This is a genomic window from Leeuwenhoekiella sp. MAR_2009_132 (genome assembly GCF_000687915.1).
Lineage (GTDB): Bacteria > Bacteroidota > Bacteroidia > Flavobacteriales > Flavobacteriaceae > Leeuwenhoekiella.
The window spans coordinates 504238-523975 of record NZ_JHZY01000002.1 but is presented as its reverse complement, the minus strand read 5'-3'; the positions used below and the strand labels follow the sequence as shown (position 1 = coordinate 523975).

Annotated in this window: 16 protein-coding genes; 9 read left to right on the top strand and 7 right to left on the bottom strand. The window is 36.6% G+C overall.

Annotated features, from left to right (window positions below; translation table 11 throughout):
• Positions 1 to 263: 263 nt before the first annotated feature.
• From P164_RS02205 to P164_RS02190, 4 genes are read left to right on the top strand one after another with little or no spacing between them, the layout of a single operon-like run.
• Entirely contained in the window at positions 264 to 887 is a 624-nt protein-coding gene (locus P164_RS02205; RefSeq protein ID WP_028374848.1) for a TetR/AcrR family transcriptional regulator, read from the top strand.
• The gene (locus P164_RS02200) at positions 877 to 2205 is read left to right on the top strand and encodes a TolC family protein (RefSeq protein ID WP_028374847.1); all 1329 of its coding nucleotides are present in this window, start codon (positions 877 to 879) and stop codon (positions 2203 to 2205) included. Before P164_RS02205 ends, P164_RS02200 begins: the two co-directional genes overlap by 11 nt.
• A 14-nt stretch (positions 2206 to 2219) precedes the next feature.
• Complete coding sequence (locus P164_RS02195; protein WP_028374846.1) at positions 2220 to 3302, top strand: HlyD family secretion protein; 1083 nt, start codon at positions 2220 to 2222, stop codon at positions 3300 to 3302.
• Between the two features lie 4 nt (positions 3303 to 3306).
• Positions 3307 to 4896 (top strand): DHA2 family efflux MFS transporter permease subunit, encoded by a 1590-nt coding sequence (locus P164_RS02190; RefSeq protein ID WP_028374845.1) that lies wholly within the window; start codon positions 3307 to 3309, stop codon positions 4894 to 4896.
• Here P164_RS02190 and P164_RS02185 read toward each other — a convergent pair.
• Together P164_RS02185 and rpsA are read right to left on the bottom strand one after the other, a co-directional pair.
• Positions 4893 to 6071, bottom strand: coding sequence for a GlmU family protein (locus tag P164_RS02185; protein WP_028374844.1), 1179 nt, complete (start codon positions 6069 to 6071; stop codon positions 4893 to 4895). The two genes, P164_RS02190 and P164_RS02185, sit on opposite strands and share 4 nt — an antisense overlap.
• Before the next feature lie 271 nt (positions 6072 to 6342).
• Positions 6343 to 8196, bottom strand: coding sequence for a 30S ribosomal protein S1 (gene rpsA, locus P164_RS02180; RefSeq protein WP_028374843.1), 1854 nt, complete (start codon positions 8194 to 8196; stop codon positions 6343 to 6345).
• Between the two features lie 194 nt (positions 8197 to 8390).
• Here rpsA and P164_RS02175 point away from each other — a divergent pair, with 194 nt between their 5' ends.
• Positions 8391 to 9230, top strand: a complete 840-nt coding sequence (locus tag P164_RS02175) for an alpha/beta hydrolase (RefSeq protein WP_051621147.1) — start codon at positions 8391 to 8393, stop codon at positions 9228 to 9230.
• A gap of 60 nt (positions 9231 to 9290) precedes the next feature.
• Here the strand turns inward: P164_RS02175 and P164_RS02170 are convergent, their stop codons facing one another.
• From P164_RS02170 to lon, 5 genes are all read right to left on the bottom strand, one after another.
• Complete coding sequence (locus P164_RS02170) at positions 9291 to 10721, bottom strand: NAD-dependent succinate-semialdehyde dehydrogenase (RefSeq protein ID WP_051621144.1); 1431 nt, start codon at positions 10719 to 10721, stop codon at positions 9291 to 9293.
• Between the two features lie 303 nt (positions 10722 to 11024).
• Complete coding sequence (locus P164_RS02165; protein ID WP_028374841.1) at positions 11025 to 12185, bottom strand: MFS transporter; 1161 nt, start codon at positions 12183 to 12185, stop codon at positions 11025 to 11027.
• Positions 12186 to 12206: 21 nt separating this feature from the next.
• Positions 12207 to 12902 (bottom strand): (d)CMP kinase, encoded by a 696-nt coding sequence (cmk, locus tag P164_RS02160; RefSeq protein ID WP_028374840.1) that lies wholly within the window; start codon positions 12900 to 12902, stop codon positions 12207 to 12209.
• A gap of 52 nt (positions 12903 to 12954) precedes the next feature.
• On the bottom strand, positions 12955 to 13974 hold the full coding sequence (porQ, locus tag P164_RS02155) for a type IX secretion system protein PorQ (RefSeq protein WP_028374839.1): 1020 nt from the start codon (positions 13972 to 13974) through the stop codon (positions 12955 to 12957).
• 117 nt (positions 13975 to 14091) lie between these two features.
• A complete protein-coding gene (gene lon, locus P164_RS02150; protein ID WP_028374838.1) occupies positions 14092 to 16542 on the bottom strand; it encodes an endopeptidase La in 2451 nt (816 codons plus the stop codon).
• A 227-nt stretch (positions 16543 to 16769) separates the two neighbouring features.
• Between lon and P164_RS02145 the strand changes: the two genes are divergently transcribed.
• From P164_RS02145 to P164_RS02130, 4 genes are read left to right on the top strand one after another with little or no spacing between them, the layout of a single operon-like run.
• Positions 16770 to 17327, top strand: a complete 558-nt coding sequence (locus P164_RS02145; protein WP_028374837.1) for an RNA polymerase sigma factor — start codon at positions 16770 to 16772, stop codon at positions 17325 to 17327.
• 5 nt (positions 17328 to 17332) lie between these two features.
• On the top strand, positions 17333 to 17872 hold the full coding sequence (locus P164_RS02140; protein WP_028374836.1) for a hypothetical protein: 540 nt from the start codon (positions 17333 to 17335) through the stop codon (positions 17870 to 17872).
• Complete coding sequence (locus P164_RS02135; RefSeq protein WP_028374835.1) at positions 17853 to 18953, top strand: hypothetical protein; 1101 nt, start codon at positions 17853 to 17855, stop codon at positions 18951 to 18953. The genes P164_RS02140 and P164_RS02135 overlap by 20 nt, the downstream gene beginning before the upstream one ends.
• A gap of 20 nt (positions 18954 to 18973) precedes the next feature.
• Positions 18974 to 19702 carry a head GIN domain-containing protein gene (locus tag P164_RS02130; protein ID WP_028374834.1) on the top strand — a complete coding sequence of 243 codons (729 nt, stop codon included), beginning with the start codon at positions 18974 to 18976 and terminating at the stop codon, positions 19700 to 19702.
• The last annotated feature ends 36 nt before the right edge of the window (positions 19703 to 19738 follow it).

Here is a 19738-nt window from a genome sequence, read left to right as displayed (position 1 = left end):
TTTAGTCTTATAATTTTGATTCTATTTAGCGTCGCTATCGTTTTTTCTGTTTGAATCTTATATCTATAAATCACTTAAAAACTTGAAGGCGATCAATTTTTAAGTTTTTTTGACAATCATTTTTCGGGATACGAATTCATTACAACTTACGCAGAGATGTACAACTAGCCACGAAAACGATATAAGTTAAAAATAAATCAATTTAAATTTAAACAAACGTTTAATTTAAACAATTGTTTAATTTTGTTAACTAATATTAGCGTATGGATTTAAATGAGAAACAACTTCAGATCATACAAGTAGCAGAAAAACTATTTTCAGAGCAGGGATTTGACGGTACATCCGTACGTCAAATAGCTAAAGAAGCAGATATTAATATCGCTATGATCTCTTACTATTTTGGATCTAAAGAAAAATTACTTGAGGTTCTTATGGTGTATAGAATGGCCAATTTTCAGGGAGATCTTCTTGGCATAATAGCTAATGATTCTATTTCCTTTTTTGAACGTATAGATTTAATAATTGCGATGATGATCAAGCGTATTCACGCAAACAGACGTATTTATACGATTATACATTCTGAATCATCTAATAACAATCGTAGTATACAACTAGACCAGTATATTTCTCAAAAAAAAGACAATTTTAAAACCTTAGAAAATTTTATAAAGCGCGGTCAGGATGCTGGCAAATTTTCAAAGACTGTAGAAATCTCATTAGTGCTGCCTACACTCATAGGCACCTATTTTCACTTTCATTATAATATTGAATTCTTCAAAGGTATTTACGATTTGAGTACCGAGTCAAAAATTCAAAACTATATAGAAACCACGCTAACAACACATTTACAAAATTTGATTAAAGCCCTATTAAAATATGAAAATTAGACATATCCTATTGAGTCTCTTTGTACTCTTAAGTGCAATATCTCTTAAGGCTCAAGAAAAAAAACAACTTTCACTAGAGGAAGTGGTTACCATAGCACTCCATACTAGTGACGCATCTAAAATTAACAATTCACAAGTTGACATTGCTAAAGGCGCACTAGCAATTAGTAAAAATTTACAGTACCCAGATGTAAAAATTTCAGGACAATATCAATACCTAACTACGCCAAATATAAATCTACAAATACCCATTACAACAACAGATTCTGGTTCTGAAGGCACTGCACAAACCACACAACCTAATAATGTTAATGGTTTGTTGCTAGGCGCTGCTAATGTTTCAATGCCTTTATTTTCGGGTTTTAAGATTAAGAATAGTATTGCTGCTAAAGAGAATCAATTGCAAGCAGCTATTTATAGTGCAGCTAACGCTCAGGAACAATTAGCCTTAGATGCCGTCAAACTTTATTTGCAATTATATAAGGCTAACGCCTCTGTAGATCTTGTAGAAGATAACCTGAAAAGTGCAACTCAGCGCGTAAAAGATTTTTCAGCAATGGAAGAAAACGGCTTACTGGCTCGTAACGACCTTCTTAAAGCTCAATTACAGCAAGCAAATATTGAGTTGACGCTTGCAAATACTATAAAAAATGCACGCATCTTAAATTATAATTTAAATGCGTTACTAAAATTGCCTGAAGATACTGCTATAGAAACTAATGTAAGCCCTTTCACCCCTGTAACAACTACATTACCCAGCATTTCAAAACGCAATGATCTTCAGGCTTTAAACTATCAGCAAGAAGCGCTTCAAGATGAAATTAAAGTTGCTAAAGGTGATTACATGCCTTCGGTTGCACTTCTGGGTGGTTACACGGCATTAGATATCAATAACGCCCTAACTGTAACCAACGCGATGAATGTAGGAGTGGGTATATCTTACGATCTATCATCACTTTTTAAATCAAAAGCCGAAGTAAAATTAGCACAAACTAAAGCAGAGGAACTAAGCTACAAATTTGATTTAGCGACTTCTAAGGCCGAAGTAAATGCAAAAAATGCTTTAGAAGAATATAATCTGGCATTAAATACGCTTGAAGTTTATAAAGTTTCTGAAGAGCAAGCAGTAGAAAACTACCGTATTGTTAAAGACAAATACGACAATGGTCTTTCTGATACTAACGATCTGTTGGAAGCAGATGTACAACAACTGCAAACCCGAATAAATCTAGCTTACGCAAAGGCAGATATTACCCAAAAATATTACGAATTACTAAGTGCTGAAGGTGTGCTTACCAATCAATTTTCTAAAAATTAATTCTGCTAAATAAAATGGAACAAAAGAAAAAAACCAACAAAAAGTTTATTGCTATTATCTCAGTTTTACTGGTAATAGGTGTAACATACGGTACAATTAAGTTTATACACTCGCTTTCTCATGAAGAAACAGACGATGCTCAGGTTGAAGCTAATATGAATTCAATAATACCACACGTAGGAGGTTATGTTGAGAAGATCTACGTGACAGATAATCAATTTGTAAAGAAAGGAGACACCATTCTTGTTATTGATCAACGAGATTACACTGTAAAATTAGAACAAGCACAAGCACAACTTGCCGCCGCTCAAAGCCAGGTAGGCATAGCAGAATCTACAATAGGTTCTTCACAGGCTAATGCTTCTGCTTCAAGTGCACAGGTATCGTCATCAAGAGGAAGTATTGAAACTGCGAAGATTCAATTAGGTCGTGCGACTAATGACTTCAACAGGTATAAAAACCTTTACGAAAACAAAAGTATAACCACACAACAATTTGAGCAGGCTCAGGCTGCGATGCAGGAAGCTGAAGCAAATCTTTCTATTTTAAAGAATCAGCAAAAAGCTTTACAAAGTCAGAACTCTGCTGCATACTCGCAAACAGATGTTACTAAAAAGCAGGTAACAGTTGCTGAAGCAAATGTAAAAAGTGCTCAGGCAATGGTAGATGCTGCTCAACTCAGTCTTGATTATACCGTTATTACAGCTCCTATAGACGGGCAACTCTCTGCTGTAGAAATACAAAGAGGTCAATTTGTACAACCGGGTCAGGCGCTGTTCTATTTAGTAAATACAACAGATAAATGGGTAGTTGCCAATTTTAAAGAAACCCAACTTAGCGATATGAAGGTGGGTCAAAAAGTAGGCATCGAGATTGACGCATATCCTGATGAAGAGTTTGAAGGAGTTATTACAAACTTCTCTCCGGCCACAGGTGCTCGATTTTCATTACTACCACCTGATAATGCAACCGGAAACTTTGTAAAAACAGTACAACGTTTACCTGTAAAAATAGATTTTACAACAAACAACGATACTGAAAAATTAGCACGTTTACGCACAGGTATGAATGCCAACGTAGATGTTCATTTGAAATAATAGTATGGCAGCAGTAGCAATTGAAGAAGAAGACAGCTTAGTAGAATATGGCTTTAGAAGGGTGATTATTACAATTACCGCAATATTATGCGCCCTTTTAGAAATCGTAGATACGACAATCGTAAACGTTGCTCTTAACGACATGCGTGGTAGTTTAGGAGCTACCCTAACAGATGTTGCCTGGGTAATTACTGCGTATGCTATTGCAAACGTAATTATCATACCTATGACCAGCTGGCTGAGTAAGCAATTTGGTCGTAAAAATTACTTTGCGGTTTCAATTGTAATATTTACGTTTTCCTCTTTTCTCTGCGGAAACGCAACAAATATTTGGGAACTAGTAACATTTAGATTTATACAAGGTTTAGGTGGTGGTGCTTTATTGGTTACCGCACAAACCATTATTACTGAAAGTTACCCAATGGCAAAAAGAGGGATGGCTCAAGCAATTTATGGTATGGGCGTTATCGTAGGTCCTACATTGGGGCCTCCATTAGGTGGTTATCTGGTTGATAATTTTTCATGGCCCTATATTTTCTACATTAACATACCTATAGGAATTATCGCTACCATTTTAACTATTATATATGTGAGAAGCCCTAAGTATGGAACAAAATTAAAAGCAAGCCAGGTTGACTGGTGGGGTATTATCTTTCTTGCATCTTTTATAGGTTCTTTACAATTTGTTTTAGAACATGGGCAACAAGATGACTGGTTTGAAAACAACCTTATTATTACGCTAAGTATTGTTTCCGCATTTGGATTATTAGCCTTTATCTGGCGAGAATTGGTTTACGATAATCCTATTGTTAACCTACGGGTTCTAAAAAACACTAATTTATGGACGGGTACCATAATGACCTTTATTTTAGGTTTTGGTCTTTATGGCTCAACATTTATAATACCCATATACACACAGTCTGTTTTAGGGTGGACGGCCACAGATGCCGGTTTGTTACTCATTCCAAGTTCAATAACTACAGGAATCATGATGCCTATTATAGGTAAGTTGCTAGAGCGTGGAGTTTCTCCAAAATATCTGGTTGCTCTTGGTTTTATTGGTTTCTTTTTCTTTAGCTTCTGGATGCACAATATTATCACACCAGATACTGCTTCTGAAGTAATGTTTTGGCCTTTAGTATTAAGAGGCGTTGGTTTAGGACTTTTGTTTGTACCCATAACAACCTTGGCATTGTCAACTTTAAAAGGTGCAGAGATAGGTGAAGGTGCAGCTTTTACAGGAATGATGCGCCAGTTAGGAGGCTCCTTCGGAATCGCAATCATAACCACAATGATCTACCGCTTTAATCAACAACACCGTGTAGATTTATTACCGAATATTAGCGCCGTAAATACACAAACTCAAAGTCAGGTGTATGGATTGCAGAAAATGTTTATGAGTAAAGGATTTAGCTTTAATGAGGCTTTAGACCGCGCATATCAGGTACTTGAAGGCAAAATAACATTGCAAGGTACTGTTCTTACCTATATGGATATTTTCTTGAGTCTGGGAATCCTATTTTTAATATGTGTCCCATTTGTACTTATGCTTAAAAAAGGTGCTGGTAAGGTAGATGCTTCAGCGATGCACTAATACCTCCTATATTTAGCTGTTTGCTCAAATACATGTTCCAGAATTGCCGCTTCCTGCTCATCAAAAGGTATGTTTCGGCGTTCTGTAACTAATTTTGCGGTCTGAAATGCTTTTTCTGTTTTATACGTTGTAAAACCACTCGCACCACCCCAGGAGAACGAGGGTACAAAATTACGAGGAAAACCAGGACCAAATATATTAACACTTACCCCTATTACCGTGCCGGTATTAAACATTGTGTTGATTCCACATTTACTGTGATCGCCCATTATTAGACCACAAAATTGAAGTCCGGTTTTGGCAAAACCTTCGGTCTCATAATCCCAAACACGCACTTCTTCATAATTATTTTTAAGATTACTATTATTAGAATCTGCTCCTATATTACACCACTCACCTAATACTGAGTTACCCAAAAAACCATCGTGCCCTTTATTAGAATAGGCCATTAAAACCGAATTATTAATCTCACCTCCTACTTTACAATATGGTCCTATAGTAGTGCCTGTATAAATCTTTGCTCCCATTTTCACAATCGCACCTTCACATAATGCAAAAGGCCCACGTATTAAGGCGCCTTCCATTATCTCAGCATCTTTACCAATAAAAATAGGACCTTCGGAAGCATTTAAAGAACAGAAATTAACTTTAGCTCCTTCTTCAATAAATATATTACCAGGATTAGTTACCTGTACATTCTTCGGAATTTTCAAGGATTCACGTTCTTCTGTAAGCAACTCGTAATCTAGCTGAATAGCTTTATGGTTTTTACTAAACAAATCCCATGTGTGTTCAATCTTAAAAAGAGCTTTTTGATCTAATTCTAGTTGCTCGTATGCATCAAAATCTATTTCCTCCTGTGTATCCTGCGTATAAAAAGCCACCACATCTTCCCCGTCAAATAACGCTTGCATAGGCCTTAAATCAAAAACAGAATCTAATAAAGCTGAAGTAGGAATATAGGCAGCATTGATCATAATATTATTTTCAAATTCTACCATTGGGTATTTATCTGCAAGATATTCTTCCGTTACTGTTGAAGTGGTGCTTCCTAAATGCTTCTCCCATTTTTCTCTAATGGTTAAAATACCAATACGCAAATCTGCCACAGGTCTTGTAAAGGTTAAAGGCAATAATTGATTGCGAACAGGGCCGTCAAAAAGGATATAATTCATGATTTAATTTAATTTCTTGTTTCCTATGCTAAGCCAGGTATAACTTACTTTATAGGAAAATATAGTTTTAATTACAGGCCTTCAAAAATAACTAAATCTCTTGGACTTGCGTTAGGGATTGCAGTGAAAATCCCGCAATTGCCGAAGCGGTAGTGAAGGCTATGAGGAATTGAAACGTAAAGCCTGACCTCACTTTTTTTAGTGAGGTAACGCCATAAAAAAAGCCCCTTAACTTACGTTAAAGGGCTTTCTATCTTTAAAATGTTAAGGCTTAGTTACCGCCATTTTCCATTTTCTTTTTAAGTGCTGCAAGAGCATCATTTGCATCTCCTAAAGTAGGTGCACTAGCTGCTGCTGTGTCAGCTGCTTTCTTAGCTGCCTGCTTAACAATCTTAGCTTCCTCTTCTCTAAACAATGAAGTATGCGATGCAACTACACGTTTAAAGTCTTTATTAAACTCAATGATCTGGAATTCGGCTTTATCACCTTTTCCTAACTTGCTACCATCTTCTTTTTCTAAGTGACGACCTGGCACAAATGCCACGATATCCTCATTAAATTCGATAGTTGCTCCTTTATCAACCACGTCTCCGATTACACCAGTATGTTTTGTACCTACTGCGAAATCATCTTCGTACTTATCCCAAGGATTTTCTTCTGTTTGTTTGTGACCTAAACTTAGTTTACGACCATCTACATCTAATTCAAGAACTACAACTTCTAGCTTATCACCAATGTTTGTAAATTCTGATGGATGTTTGATTTTCTTAGTCCAAGAAAGATCAGAGATGTAAATAAGACCATCTATACCTTCTTCTAATTCTACGAATACACCAAAGTTAGTGAAGTTACGTACAATACCGGTATGACGTGATCCTACAGGATACTTAGAAGTAATATCTGTCCAAGGATCTTGAGATAATTGTTTGATACCAAGAGACATCTTACGCTCATCACGATCCATAGTAAGAATTTGAGCTTCTACCTCGTCACCAACATTTACAAAATCCTGAGCGCTGCGCAGGTGCGTAGACCAAGACATTTCAGAAACGTGGATTAAACCTTCTACTCCTTCTTCTACTTCAACAAAAGCACCGTAATCTGCGATTACCACTACTTTACCTTTTACTTTATCACCTATGCTTAAAGTCTCACTTAAAGCATCCCATGGGTGCTTCTTAAGTTGTTTAAGACCTAGTTGAATACGTGTTTTATCCTCATCAAAGTCAAGAATAACCACGTTTAATTTCTGATCAAGATCAACTATCTCATTCGGGTGGTTGATACGAGACCAAGAAAGGTCTGTAATGTGTACCAAACCATCAACACCTCCAAGATCAACAAATACTCCGTAAGAAGTAATGTTTTTAACAGTACCTTCAAGTACCTGACCTTTTTCAAGCTGCCCAATGATTTCTTTTTTCTGCTCTTCAATATCTGCTTCGATAAGCGCTTTATGAGAAACAACAACGTTTTTAAATTCCTGGTTGATTTTAACAACCTTAAATTCCATTGTTTTATTCACATAAGCATCATAGTCACGAATAGGCTTAACGTCGATTTGCGAACCTGGTAAGAAAGCTTCTATACCAAATACATCTACGATCATACCACCTTTAGTACGTGCTTTTACAAAACCAGTAACAATAGTACCTTCTTCGTGCGCTTTATTTACACGATCCCAAGCCTTAATCACACGAGCTTTACGGTGAGAAAGAACTAATTGACCTGTAGCGTCTTCACGTACATCTATTAATACTTCTACCTTATCTCCTACTTTAAGATCTGGGTTGTAACGAAATTCGTTAAGAGAAATTACACCTTCAGATTTTGCGTTGATGTCAATAATAGCATCACGATCTGTAATGTTTATTACTGTACCTTCTACTACTTCATCATCAAGAGTATCTACAAAGTTCTCAGCTACTAATTTCTCAAATTCACTTAGCTTCTCATCGTCGATAGGATCAATTCCTTCTTCGTAGTTGTGCCAGTTAAATTCTTCTAGAAATTTCTCAGGATTTTCTTGAGAAGCGCTTTTGTAGTTTTTTGGCGCTGCTGCTTGAGCAGTGCTTGTTTCTTCAACTGCAGGAGCAGTTTCCGGATTTTGGTTTTCTTCAGCCATTGCTGATTAATAATTTGTATTTTACGCTTTCGCGGAAGCTAAACAACACAAAACCATAAAAGAGGTTTAATTCATTTGTTTTCAACACATACCGATTAAAACCGATATCGAAGTCCTTTTATGCTTCCTAACATTGCTAAAAGGTGTGCAAAATTACGCAAAGTTTTCTTATTTTAAAGTCCTAAACTAAAAATATGTTTGAAGAAGTTTCTACCGAAACATTTCAAGGGCAAACCTCACGACATGAGCTCTTTGGCAAATCCTGGAGGGTTGCAAATCCCAAAGCTGTCGTTTGTCTTATTCACGGTTTTGGAGAACATCTGGGAAGATACGAGCACGTAACCCGTCATTTTAACACCTGCGGTATTTCTTGCTACGCTATAGACTTACCGGGTCACGGTAAATCTAGCGGTAAACCAGGGGTTGTACAATCATTACAAGATTTTATACTTGCCGTTGACTATATCTATGAAAAAGCAGTTCTCGAAAACGAGGGTTTACCCGTTTTTATCTACGGTCACAGTATGGGTGGTGGTATTGTTTTACGCTACTTATTATTAACCTCGCTACCTCCTGCCGGAGCACTTATCACTTCTCCCTGGCTAGATCTGGTAAAAAAACCAAATGCTTTTGAAGTGGTGATTGCAAGAACACTTTTAAGCCTTGGACTAAATAAAACTCAGAAAGCAAAACTTGATCCTAATGCCCTATCTCGAGACACTACAATAGGTCAGAACTATTTAAATGATCCTTTAGTGCACAGCATAGCTTCAATACGTATGTATTTTGCATTAAATGATAATGGTGTTTATCTAATGGATAAAAAATTTGACTTTCAAACACCCATTTTATTAGCACATGGTACTGCAGATACCATTACAAAATATAGGGCTTCCCAAATTTTGGCCTCAAGACATCCTAATCAAATTACACTAAAGCTTTGGGATGGATTGAGACACGAGACCCATAACGAACTTAACAAAGAAGAAGTTTTAAACTTTTATTCTAATTGGATTCTAAATCGATTAAAATGAAAAAATCCCCCTCTAGGTATCTAGAAGAGGGATTTTTAATTTATAAATTGCTATCTATTATTAGCCTTCAAGACTCATTATTGCTTTTTCATTTACAAATTCTTTAAGACCGAACCCACCGTGTTCTCTACCATATCCTGAGTTTTTCACTCCACCAAATGGCATATTGGGCTGTGCAACGCCAAAGCTATTTATGAATACCATACCTGTATCAAAATGATTTTTTGCAAGTTCAAAAGCTTTCTTCTCGTCTTTAGAGAAAATACCACCACCTAAACCAAATCGACTATCATTTGCAATACGCATTGCATCCTCGTCATCTTTGGCTTTAATAAGTGAAGCTACAGGTCCAAACAATTCATCATCATATGCAGGTTGCCCCGGAGTTACGTTTCCTAAAATAGTAGCAGGGTAAAAATAACCTTCGCCTTCAGGTAATTTTCCTCCACAAAGAATTTCTGCTCCTTTTTCTACACTCTCTTCAACTTGCTCGTGTAATTTTTCGCGCAAATCTTTACGTGCCATAGGGCCCATATCATTTGAATCATCTGTAGGATCACCTACTTTCAACGCGCTCATTCCGGCAACAAACTTTTCTTTAAATTCGTCATATACTTTTTCAGTAACCACAAATCGTTTTGCGGCAACACAGGTTTCTCCGTTATTATAAGTTCTACCTTGTATGCACCATTTAACTGCAGTATCGACATCAGCATCTTCTAAGACAAGGTATGCGTCATTAGAACCTAATTCTAGTACCATTTTCTTTAAAGCTTTTCCAGCTTTCTCTCCAATAATTTTACCTGCTGCCCCACTACCAGTAAGTGTAACTCCCTGTACATGGTCATTATCTATAATAGCATCAGATTGATCGTGGCTAATACGCAATACTGTAAATAAGTTTTCAGGAAGACCGGCTTCATCTAAAATTTCTTTAATAAGCAAAGCAGAGCCGGTTACGTTTTCGGCATGTTTTAATAAAATACTATTTCCTGCCATTAAGTTGGCAATAGTATATCGGACTACCTGATAAGTTGGAAAATTCCAGGGTTGAATACCATAGATAACACCTAAAGGAGAATATGTAATTAATCCTTTACCTCCATCAGGAAGCGTTCTGTTTACATCTTGTAATTCTTTAGGTCCATTTTCTGCCGTATAATCACAGATAGCAATACAAAGATCAATTTCCTGCTCTCCCTGACTCAGCATTTTACCCATTTCTGCCGTCATTAGCTTAACGAGCTTATCTTTATTCTTTTTAAAACTTTTGCCAATATTTTTAATATGTTCAGCACGTTTTTCTAACGATACATGTCTCCATTTAGAAAATGCATTGTGTGATGCTTCAACGGCTTCTTTGGCCTCATCATCACTCATCATCTCATATTGATTCAATTCTTTTCCTGTAGCCGGATTTATAGTTTTCAGAAATTCTTGTTTAGATTCTGAATTCTTATTTTTTGGTTTGTCCGCAGTTTCTGTACTCATCTTTTTTCTTTTATGTTAGCAATAGATAATTCTGTAGATTTTGATACTATCTCAGTTTTATCTTTATTTTCTGATATAAAATTAAAAAACATACGCTCTGCATCTAGTTGTTTTAGCAAAGCCTTAAGTACATCTTATAAATACTTTAGGAGAACTGATAGGATTTGTATAACTCTTGATGAAATTGAAATAATTTAGAGCACTTTGAATGACTTTAACACGGTACGTGTACGGTTCAGTTATGATCGCAGTCTTAAGGAATGGAGTAATGCTATTAAATAAAGAAAAGGTGTAATAAAAAGCTTACTCAGATTTTAGTATGGTATTAAATACTAAGATTAGGATTGAAAACACCAGACCCAGGGTGGCAACACCCATCCATTGAAAATGCTCCCAGGCATAAGCACCTGCAACAGTACCAAACGCACCGCCTATAAAATAACCTACCATATAAATGGTATTCACCCGATTTCTGGCGTCAGGATTTTTTGAGAAAATGATGTTTTGATTGGTAACGTGCAGCGATTGTAAACTAAAATCTACAAGCAGAACACCTATAACCAGACCAATAATTGAATTTCCGGAAAACTGAAAAACGACCCACGATAAAATTAATAGTGCCGAAAAGATTAAAACAAGTTTTTTTTGTTTGTATTTATCATTTAATTTTCCTGCAAGAGCAGCGCCTAAAGCACCTATCATCCCCAGCAATCCAAACATACCCGATACCGCACTACCATAACCAAAGTTGGTTTCCATAAGAAAAACCAGCGTAGTCCAAAATGCACTAAAACCGGCAAAAGCGAGACCACCACGTATGGCAGCAATGCGCACTTCGGGCTTCGTCTTCATGATATTAATCAGAGAGCGCATCAATTCTGCATAGGTTCCTTTAAAATCTGTTACAACATTAGGCAGCTTATAATATAGTAAAGTGGCATAAACAACCATGATTCCGGCTGCTAGATAATACATAATACGCCAACCATAGTATTCCCCAATCAATCCGCTTAAAAAACGACTTCCTAAAATTCCTATTAGAAGACCACTCATAACAATACCTATTACCTTTCCTCGGGTTTCTTCTGTAGCTAATTCTGCAGCCATAGGCACAAATAATTGAGGCACTACAGAGGTAAAACCTATAAGAAAGCTAGAGACTGTAAGTATCCACAAAGATGGAGCAATAGCTGTTACAAGCAAGGCAGCTATGATTGCTATAAAATCAAAAAGTATAATTTTTCTTCTTGAAAATTTATCGCCCAGCGGAATGATAAATAATAGACCAAACGCATAACCCAATTGAGTAGCAAGCGGAATTCTGCTTACCTGAGACTCGGTTACCTCAAAAGTTTTAGCCATTAAATTAAGAAGTGGTTGATTGTAATAATTATTAGCAACTACAAGACCGGCGCCTACAGCCATTAAATAGAGTAGGCTTTTGCTAAGCTTAATTTTTTCCATAAATGGTTTAGAACCTAATTGCTAGCACCTTCCGTAAATACGGTCTTTCGCTAACTGAAGAAGTATATGAAACTGATCTTCTATATTAGTGTATGTATTGTCTAATAATATAGCATCATCTGCCTGCACAAGTGGAGAATCTTCGCGTGAAGTATCAAGCCGATCACGCTTTTGCACATTTTCTAAAACCGCCTCAAAACTTACATCATCACCTTTAGCGATGAGCTCATCATAACGTCTGCGAGCACGCTCATCTGCGCTGGCAGTCATAAATACCTTAAGCTCTGCATCAGGAAAAACAACAGTTCCTATATCGCGACCGTCCATCACGATACCCTTTTCTTTTCCCATCTCATGTTGCTTTTGAACAAGGAGTTGGCGCACTTCAGAAATAGCAGCAATAGGACTAACAAAATTAGATACCTCTAGAGTTCTAATTTCCTTTTCTACATTCTCGTTATTCAAATAAACATCTGCAATCCCTGTCACCGGATTCAATTTAAAATTTACGGATACTAAAAACAGATTACGTATTAATCCTTCTTTATCAAAATGCCCATCTTTTATAAAAAGTTTCCGCATTGCAAACAAGGTTACAGCTCTATACATCGCACCGGTATCTACATAAATATAGTCTAATTCTTTAGCCAGCATTTTTGCGACTGTACTTTTACCTGTAGATGAGAAGCCATCAATGGCTATAGTTATCTTTTTCAAATTTTTAAGATTGAAGATTAGAATGTAGCTCTTATTAGAACAGAGCCTTGCTTTACCTTAAGTCCATATTTAAACCAAAAAATCCTGAACTCGCTGCGCTGTTGTATCTGGCGTAGCTGTAACTAAGCCGCAATTTATTAAACTTAACAGAAAAACCGGCACTAAGACCTGCAAAACTACGCTGATCTAGAATCCGTAATTCTTCTGCTCTGCGCAGGTTGTATCCCACACGAATATTGAAACCTTTATCTGGAAACAATTCTGCTCCTATGATCATATGCCGAAGGGCCTCATCAAAAAAACGTATTGTTTCTGGCGTTGAATTTCCATTTAAATCTGAAGTTGCCCTGTTAGGATTTTCAAATGCAAGATTCCAGTTTTGGAGATTTTCTAAGGTAAAATGCCAGCGTAGCGGTACGTGTGCAGGTTGTTGAGAAATTCCTATATCAATCTCTAACGGAAGCTTTTCATAAACTGCATCATAAGCCGTAAACTGCGTTCCCAGATTGCGCACCACGCCTCCTATATTAAGATTTATATCTTCGTTTACATAGATAAAACCCAAGTCTATTGCTCCTCCCAGGGAACTATACTGTTCTAATTTAGAGGATATCAACTTTAGGTTTGCTCCTATAAATAAATCGGTATATGGAATATTATATGCGTAGCCTAATGACAACGCTACTTCCCCACCGCTAAAATCTGATGTCGCATTACCTTGCTCATCATATCCCGAGAAATTTCCGTAATTAACATAGGTAACTCCGGCGTGAATGACTTGCGTACGCCTGTCATACAAATACGCATAACTTGCGGTACCGTAATTCACATCTGCGAGATAGTTGACGTAATTAAGTGAAAGTTGATTATCCATCGCTGCATTAATAGTCGCAGGATTAAATAATGCAGCTGTGGGATCGTAACTATAATCTGTTACTACTTTACCTCCCATCGCAGCCTGTTTAGGAGAAGATACTAAATTAAGAAATTGATAGGTTGACCGCCCTCCCAATTGAGCCCAAAGACCTGAAGCATAAGCTATAGAAATAAGAACTAGTAGTTTTTTTATCATAAAGCAAACAGGCTCCCGGTCATTATTAAAACGTTTACAATAATACTTTATTTCTAGCCCATAAAAAAACCCGCTAACTCAGAGAGTAACGGGTTTTAGCTATATTAAACGCTGTTCTTACAGCTCTTTTGCCTTAGAAACTTTCTCTTGTGTAAGAGCAATATCGAGTACTTCACTCATATCGTTTACATAATGAAAAGTAAGACCTTTTAGATATTCTTCATTAATTTCTTTAATGTCACGCTCGTTTTCTCTGCACATAATAATCTCTTTTATGTGCGCGCGCTTTGCTGCCAGAATTTTTTCTTTAATTCCACCTACGGGAAGTACTTTACCTCTTAAAGTAATTTCTCCTGTCATTGCAAGACTCTTTTTCACCTTACGTTGGGTAAATAAAGAAACTAATGATGTTAGCATCGTTATACCGGCGCTTGGTCCATCTTTAGGCGTTGCACCTTCCGGCACGTGAATGTGTACGTTATACTTCTCAAAAACGGAAGGATCCAGATTCAATAATTCTGCATTTGATTTAATATATTCTAACGCAAGGGTAGCACTTTCTTTCATCACTTTACCCAGGTTTCCGGTAACCGAAAGAACTCCTTTACCTTTAGATAGAATAGATTCTATAAACAGAATATCACCACCTACCTGTGTCCAGGCAAGACCTGTAACAACACCGGCAACATCGTTGTTTTCATACTTATTGCGCTCTAACTTAGGAGCACCTAAAACATCTATAACGATCTCATTATCAACCTTTACTTTATACTCTTCTTCCATTGCAATATTTTTGGCTGCATAGCGTACCATTTTTGCAATTTGCTTTTCTAAGCCACGTACTCCAGATTCTCGGGTATAACCCTCTACGATTTTCTCTAGTTGAGGCTTCGCAATTTTTAATTGATCATCTTTAACACCGTGCTCTTTTAATTGTTTTGGTAATAAATGACGCTTACCTATTTCTACCTTTTCTTCGATGGTATAACCGGTAACATTTATAATTTCCATACGGTCGCGTAGCGCAGGCTGTATTGCACCTAAATTATTTGCAGTTGCTATAAACATAACTTTAGAAAGGTCAAAACCTAATTCTAAGAAGTTATCGTGAAAATCTGCATTTTGTTCAGGATCTAAAACTTCTAATAAAGCAGAAGAAGGATCTCCCTGATTACTGTTGCTTAATTTATCTACCTCATCTAGAACAAAAACCGGATTGCTGGTCCCTGCCTTTTTAAGACTTTGTAAAATACGGCCAGGCATCGCACCTATATAAGTTTTACGATGACCCCGTATTTCTGCTTCGTCTCGTAAGCCACCTAAACTCATACGTACATACTCCCTTCCTAAAGCCTCTGCAACAGATTTACCCAAAGAGGTTTTACCTACTCCCGGTGGACCATACAAACACAATATAGGCGACTTCATATCATTACGCAGTTTTAATACTGCGAGATATTCTATAATCCGTTTTTTTACATCATCAAGACCATAATGATCACGATCTAGAATTCGTTTTGCACGTTTTAGGTCAAATTTATCTTTACTGAATTTATTCCACGGAAGGTCTAAAAATAAATCAAGATAATTACGCTGAATGCTGTACTCTGCCACCTGCGGATTCATACGTTGCATTTTTGCGAGTTCCTTATTGAAGTGCTTCGCAACCTTTTCATCCCAATTCTTTTTCTTTCCGCGCAGGCGCATTTCTTCTAACTCATCTTCTTGAGATACACCGCCTAGCTCTTCCTGAATAGTCTTCATTTGCTGATGCAAGAAATACTCTCTTTGCTGCTGACTCATGTCATTATGCACACGATTTTGAATATCGTTCTTAAGCTCTAACTTCTGCATCTCGGTATTCATATGACGCAGCGTCTGCAAGGCACGCTCTTTTAAATCTCCTATTTCTAAAAGTTTCTGTTTTTCTTCAACCGTTAAGTTCATATTTGAACTCACAAAATTGATTAGAAAAGACTCACTTTCAATATTCTTGATTGCAAAGCCGGCCTCACTAGGAATATTTGGAGATTGCTTAATTATCTGCAATGCCTGCTCCTTAATAGACTCAATAATAGCTTTAAACTCTTCATTGCCTTTCTCAGGGCGCAGTTCAGGCACTTCGCGAACTGTGGCTACTATATAGGGTTTTTCAGTTATAACCTCAGCGATATTAAAACGCTTTTTTCCCTGAATAATTACGGTAACATTACCGTCTGGCATCTTTAAAACTCTAAGAATACGCGCCACAACACCGGTGGTATTTATATCATCTGCCGTTGGATTTTCTACAGACTCGTCTTTTTGAGAAACTACACCAATGATTTTTGAACCCTTGTTTGCCTCATTAATAAGATCTATAGACATATCGCGTCCTGCTGTAATTGGAATTACAACACCGGGAAACAATACCGTATTTCTGAGTGGTAAAATGGGTAAGGTTTCGGGTAATTCTTCTTTATTTATCTCTTCCTCGTCTTCTGGGGTCATCAATGGGATTAAATCTGCTTCACCATCAAAATCCTGCAATGACAGATTGTCAAGATTTGTAAATTTTGTTCTAGCCATACTATTTAACGTCACATTGTCACAAATTGAATTAATCTGTGTGAAATGTAAACTTTTTTTATTTGATTTAAAGACCTGTAAAGCACTATATTAAATACTTTCAGGCTTTCTTACACTACCTATATTTCAATTAATATGCCACCGTAAAGACCTAATAAATGAAATATTTTAATAGCAACTGTAACAAAATAAAAACAGGTCTATCTTTATAATGAAGCACAAACCAATTGAACACAACTAACCATCATATTGATTTGCTTTTAGAGCAATGCAAAAACGGAAATCAGCAAGCACAGCTCGCTGTTTACAAACGCTATTACAAAGCGATGTACAATACCTCATTGCGCATTGTTAAAGATAGTAATGAAGCAGAAGACATCATGCAAGAATCGTTTTTAAGTGCTTTTACTAAGCTAGAAAGCTATAATGCAGAATCTTCTTTTGGAAGCTGGTTGAAGCGTATAGTGGTTAACAACAGCATAAGTAGCTATAATAAAAGAAAACGTCTAAAAGAAGATGACCTGGACGACTCGTTATACAAGCTCGAAGACGATCAGGGAATAACAGATTGCGACACCAGTAGTTTTGAAGTTCAACGCGTGCTGCAGACGATGAACGAACTTAAAGAAAATTACAGAGTTGCGCTTACCTTAAACCTAATTGAAGGTTTTGACTATGAAGAAATGAGTGAAATTCTAAACATTAGTTATGCTAATTGCAGAACTACGGTATCAAGGGCTAAAGATAGCCTGCGGAAAAAATTAAGTGATTTAATAAGAGATTAAATACTATGAAAAATAATTTAGACAACTGGTTTGAAGAACAGCGCAACTGTTTTGATATCGCAGAACCAGCCGATGATCACGAGGCACGCTTTTTAGCCAAATTGAAAGCTACCCCGGTAAATCAAAACTCAGTACGTAAACTAAACTGGAGGAAGCCATTAGCTGCTGCGGCAGCAGTGCTAATAGTGTTTTTTGTGGGGTACAGCACTTATCACCCATCGGTAATTGCAGATCTGGCAGCTGTATCGCCAGAAATGGCAAAAACTCAGGACTTCTTTACTAAAGCAATTGAAGAAGAATTGTACAACATCAATGAGGCCCGTACCCCAGAAACTCAAAAACTAGTAAACGACGCTCTTAAACAATTAAAAGTCTTAGAAAATGATTACTCAAAACTGACTAAAGACTTAACCGAAAGTGGTGAAGACAAACGTGTTATTTATGCGATGATTTCAAACTTTCAAGCACGCATCAACTTATTAACCTCAGTTTTAGAAGAAATTGAATCAATCAAAAATACAGATTATGAAAACCAACTACTTTAAATTTATACTACTTCTGTTTGTCTCTACGTTTTCTGCAATTGCACATACTACAGATCCCAAGTTAGGAGGCAGATATACTAAAGAGAAAAAAATATCTAAAGAGTACACGGTAAATGCAAACGCATTACTTAAAATTAATAATAGCTATGGCAACGTAGATGTAATCACCTGGGATCAAAACCGCATTACGATTGAAGTTACCGTTAAAACCAACGGGAATGACGAAGACAAAGTGATTAAAAAACTTAATGACATTGATGTTAAGTTTCAGGGTGATGCAACAATGGTTTCTGCAATTACCGAAATTTCTGAAAGCAATAGCTCATGGTGGAGCGCCTTTACTTCTGGAAGCAACAACGTAAACATGGAAATTAATTATAAAATTAAAATGCCTGTAACAAACAATGCAGATTTAAGTAATGATTATGGCGGCATTTCACTAGATAAAATCAAAGGCCAGGCGAAGATTTCGTGTGATTACGGTCATTTAGATATAGGCGAATTATTAGGTGACAATAATTTATTGAGTTTTGATTACACAAACAACTCAAATATCGCATATATGAAAAACGGAAAAATTAGCGCAGATTACAGTTCGTTTACACTCGATAAAGCAGATAAGGTGCTTTTGAGTGCAGATTATACAAAATCTAACTTTGGAAGCTTAAAATATCTAAAATACAACTGCGATTACGGAAGCATCAGCGCTAATGCAGTGGGTACTGTTGAAGGGAGCTCAGACTATCTTAGTGTACGCTTAGGTAAAATAAATGGCGCGCTAGATATCAATATGGATTATGGCTCTCTCAAGATTGAAGAAATCACCGCTAATGCCGGAGACGTGCGTATAAATACAGAATATGCAGGAGTAAAAGTGGGATACAATGCAAACGCTAATTTTAGATTTACAATCAAACTTGATTATGCAAGTCTTAAAGGAGATGAAAATTTAGAAGTCACAAAAAGACAAATCGAATCAACAGATAAATACTATGAAGGCTATTACGGTAGCGCTTCATCAAAAAATACAATCACTGTAAATTCTGAATACGGTGGGGTAAGTTTTTATAAAGTCAATTAATCAAATAATGTAAATCAATAATGAGAAAATTAACACTACTCGTAGCGCTTGTTTTAATAGCCGCTACTGCAAATGCTCAATCCTGGGGCAGTAAAAAAATACAGGGAAATGGTAATCTGGTTACAAATAATCGGGATTTAGGCAATTATGATGAAATAGGTGTTGCCGGCTCTTTTGATGTGATTTTAATCGCAGGTAAAGAAGGGAAAATCACGGTTGAAGCTGAAGCAAATTTACAGGAATACATTATTACTGAAGTTAAAGGCGATAAACTTAAAATTTATACTAAAGACGGTTATAATTTAAATACAAGCAGAAATAACGGTATTACGATCACGGTACCTTTTGAAGATATCAATAAAGTAAGTATGGCAGGTTCTGGAGATGTTATAGGAAAAGATCTTATTGCAGCAGACCATTTTGAATGTGCTGTTGCCGGTTCTGGAGATATGGTTCTTGAGGTTAATGCTAAAGATGTTAGCGCTTCAGTTGCCGGTTCTGGAGATTTAACTATTAGCGGGAAATCTGAAAGAAGCATTCTTAAAGTTGCAGGAAGTGGCGATTTAGACGCTTCAGATTTAAAGAGTATAGATGCTGAAGCAAGTGTAGCAGGTTCTGGCGATATTAGCTTAAACTGTGATGGCGGTGATTTAAAAGCAAGCGTAGCAGGTTCTGGCGATATTCGCTATTCTGGCAAGCCCAATAATGTGAACTCTAAAGTAGTAGGTTCAGGAAGTGTGAGCAACTAAATATAAATACATCAATCAAAATATTAATCTGAAAAA

Excerpts from the sequence above, each read along its gene's own strand:
- P164_RS02205 (WP_028374848.1), top strand. The coding sequence starts at position 264 with ATGGATTTAAATGAGAAACAACTTCAGATCATACAAGTAGCAGAAAAA.
- P164_RS02200 (WP_028374847.1), top strand. The coding sequence starts at position 877 with ATGAAAATTAGACATATCCTATTGAGTCTCTTTGTACTCTTAAGTGCA.
- P164_RS02195 (WP_028374846.1), top strand. The coding sequence starts at position 2,220 with ATGGAACAAAAGAAAAAAACCAACAAAAAGTTTATTGCTATTATCTCA.
- P164_RS02190 (WP_028374845.1), top strand. The coding sequence starts at position 3,307 with ATGGCAGCAGTAGCAATTGAAGAAGAAGACAGCTTAGTAGAATATGGC.
- P164_RS02185 (WP_028374844.1), bottom strand. The coding sequence starts at position 6,071 with ATGAATTATATCCTTTTTGACGGCCCTGTTCGCAATCAATTATTGCCT.
- rpsA (WP_028374843.1), bottom strand. The coding sequence starts at position 8,196 with ATGGCTGAAGAAAACCAAAATCCGGAAACTGCTCCTGCAGTTGAAGAA.
- P164_RS02175 (WP_051621147.1), top strand. The coding sequence starts at position 8,391 with ATGTTTGAAGAAGTTTCTACCGAAACATTTCAAGGGCAAACCTCACGA.
- P164_RS02170 (WP_051621144.1), bottom strand. The coding sequence starts at position 10,721 with ATGAGTACAGAAACTGCGGACAAACCAAAAAATAAGAATTCAGAATCT.
- P164_RS02165 (WP_028374841.1), bottom strand. The coding sequence starts at position 12,185 with ATGGAAAAAATTAAGCTTAGCAAAAGCCTACTCTATTTAATGGCTGTA.
- porQ (WP_028374839.1), bottom strand. The coding sequence starts at position 13,974 with ATGATAAAAAAACTACTAGTTCTTATTTCTATAGCTTATGCTTCAGGT.
- lon (WP_028374838.1), bottom strand. The coding sequence starts at position 16,542 with ATGGCTAGAACAAAATTTACAAATCTTGACAATCTGTCATTGCAGGAT.
- P164_RS02140 (WP_028374836.1), top strand. The coding sequence starts at position 17,333 with ATGAAAAATAATTTAGACAACTGGTTTGAAGAACAGCGCAACTGTTTT.
- P164_RS02135 (WP_028374835.1), top strand. The coding sequence starts at position 17,853 with ATGAAAACCAACTACTTTAAATTTATACTACTTCTGTTTGTCTCTACG.
- P164_RS02130 (WP_028374834.1), top strand. The coding sequence starts at position 18,974 with ATGAGAAAATTAACACTACTCGTAGCGCTTGTTTTAATAGCCGCTACT.